The 2,366-nt window shown below is 60.8% G+C and carries 3 protein-coding genes; 1 reads left to right on the top strand and 2 read right to left on the bottom strand.

All coding sequences use genetic code 11. The features are described 5' to 3' along the window. Positions 1-166 precede the first annotated feature (166 nt). Positions 167-961 carry a 3',5'-cyclic-AMP phosphodiesterase gene (cpdA, locus tag NW856_RS14250; RefSeq protein ID WP_414330753.1) on the top strand — a complete coding sequence of 265 codons (795 nt, stop codon included), beginning with the start codon at positions 167-169 and terminating at the stop codon, positions 959-961. Here cpdA and NW856_RS14245 read toward each other — a convergent pair. Continuing rightward, complete coding sequence (locus NW856_RS14245; protein ID WP_414400766.1) at positions 958-1,782, bottom strand: ABC transporter permease; 825 nt, start codon at positions 1,780-1,782, stop codon at positions 958-960. The genes cpdA and NW856_RS14245 overlap by 4 nt on opposite strands. Continuing rightward, positions 1,779-2,366, bottom strand: a 588-nt coding sequence (locus NW856_RS14240) for an ABC transporter permease subunit (RefSeq protein ID WP_414400765.1), incomplete at its 5' end; no start/stop codon positions are given. The genes NW856_RS14240 and NW856_RS14245, both read right to left, overlap by 4 nt.

Here is a 2,366-nt window from a genome sequence, read left to right as displayed (position 1 = left end):
TCCGCAACGCTGACGCGAAGACGCGACCAACGTTTTGGGTGTGGGTGCAGTGTCCTAGCTTGAATCGAAATGACCCTACCTACGGGTTCCAGCCGGGCCATCTGGTGCTAGAACGGTAGTGTTTTAAACCTGCGGAGATGGGATCCCACCCTCTTGGGCCTGCTCTATGACCGTATACGTGGTTCAGATCAGCGACCTGCATCTGTTTGCCAAGCCCCATCACCGGCTGCTGGGGGTGGACACGGAAGCCTCTTTCCTGCAGGTGCAAAAGGCCATTGCCGCTCTGGATCCCTTGCCGGATCTGCTGCTGCTTACCGGAGATCTCTCTCAAGATGGCAGTGCGGCATCTTACGCCCGTTTGAGAGCCCATTTGCAGGCTCTCCCCATCGATACTTACTGGTTGGCGGGCAACCACGATCGCCTGCACAACATGAACCAAGAGCTCCACGCCGAGCGGCTATTCGGGGACAAGAGCTTCAGCCGGGAAAATTGGAGCTTTATTTTGTTGAACTCCCTCGTGCCCGGCAAAGATAGCGGCTACCTGACGGAGCGCACGCTGCTGTGGCTGAGACAGGAATTGCAGCGGAGCAAAGCTGCCCAACACCATGTTTTGTTGGCCCTGCACCATCCCCCTTTTTCGGTGGATTCTGCCTGGCTGGATCAAAGTGCCCTGCAGCAGCCGGAGCGGTTGTTTGGGGTTCTGGACGAGTTCGACCACATCCGCCTCGTTGTATTCGGCCATATTCACCAAGACCTGCACCGCCGGCGGGAGGGGGTTGATTACCTGGCTTGTCCCTCAACCTGTGTGCAATTTCGTCCCAAGAGCCCTCAGTTTGGCCTGGAGGTGATTCCCCCTGCCCTGAGGCAGATATGGCTGGAGCGAGATGGCAGCTTCAAGACCCAGGTTCAACGGGTGGGGGCCGCTCTGCAACGTCCCAACCTGGCCCTGAAGGGATATTAGCTCTCCCCCTCTTGAACCTCTGTGGGGGGTAGCCCGATGGCCTGCCCCAAACAGACGCTGGCCCCCAGCAAGGCCAACCACCCCGGCAGCAGCGACAGGAAGGCCACTGCAGCCACCAGGGTATTGTTTCCCCCTTGCAAAAGGCTGTAGAGCAGCATTGGCAGCGTGAGAACCCGCCCACCGCCGACGAAGAAGGTGAGCAAAAATTCGTTCCAGGAGATCAAAAAGGCAAATACCGCCCCAATGGCTGCCCCAGGGGCAATGAGGGGCAACGTCACCTGCCACCACACCTGCCAGGGATCCGCCCCCAAACAGCGGGCCTGCGCCTCGTAGCCGCGGTCGAAACGGGCGAACACACTGCCCATCACCAGAGCCATGTAGGGAATGGTCGGGATCAGATGCACCAAAACCACCGCCAGCAGGGTACTGTCCAGCCGCAGGCGAATCAGCACCCCTTGGATGCCCATCAATACGGCCAAAGGAGAGGTGATGATGGGCAATAGCAGCAGCAGGCGCAGCCAGGCAGGCACGGGACGGGTGCCCAAAACTCGCCCTGCCGGGATCCCCACCCCCAAGGCCAGCAGGGTGGTAAACAGGGCAATTTGCAAGCTCTGGCCGAAGGCTGCCCGGAACTGGGATCCCCAGCTCAGCAGTTGCTGCCAACCGACTAAGCTCCATGCCCGGGGCAGGGCATCGGGAAAATACCAGGCCCGCGTGAAGGCCCAAAGGGCCAGCACCCCAAAGGGCAAAGCCCAAAGGAGGGCCACTCCGGCCACCCCAAGGCGGAGCAGGGATCCCCCAATCCATCTGCGTCCTTTCACGGCTTTCTCCAAGGACTCCGTCCCGCTGAGCCAAACGGCAGCTGCAGAAAGGATACTCTGGCTGCAAACAGCCCTCCGATTAGGCTGACCACCGCTGCCGAGATGACCAATAGGATCACCCCCAGCGCCACCGCCTGCTGCCGCTGCTCCAGGTTGATGTGGGTGAAGCGCTGATAGATCAGAACGGGCAAGGTGCGCGGGTAGGTGGGCCCCAAGAGCAAGGGAACCTCAAAAGCGCTGAAGACGAAACCGAAGATGAGAATCCCGGTGGCCAGCAGCCCCGGCCTCAGCAAGGGCAGGGTCACATACCAAAACGTTTGGGCGGCAGAAGCCCCCAGCAGCCGGGCCTGTTGCTCCAGCTCGGATCCCATCCCGCGCAGCAGCGTCAGCGCCACCAGAGCGGTAAACGGGATCTCCTTCCAAAGCCAATAGAGCAACACCCCCACATAGCCGCGGTCGTTCACCCACAAGGGAAAATCCTGATCCGAGGCAATCCAGCCCAGTTGGAAGGCCAGCCGCGCCAGCCAACCGCTGGGCCCCAGCAGCAGTAGCATCCCCGCCACCCCCACCAAATGAGGAATCGG

The organism is Synechococcus sp. R3-13, assembly GCF_047462195.1.
Lineage (GTDB): Bacteria > Cyanobacteriota > Cyanobacteriia > Thermostichales > Thermostichaceae > Thermostichus.
The sequence above is the reverse complement of the archived record's forward strand: the minus strand, read 5'-3'. Positions and strand labels throughout refer to the sequence as shown.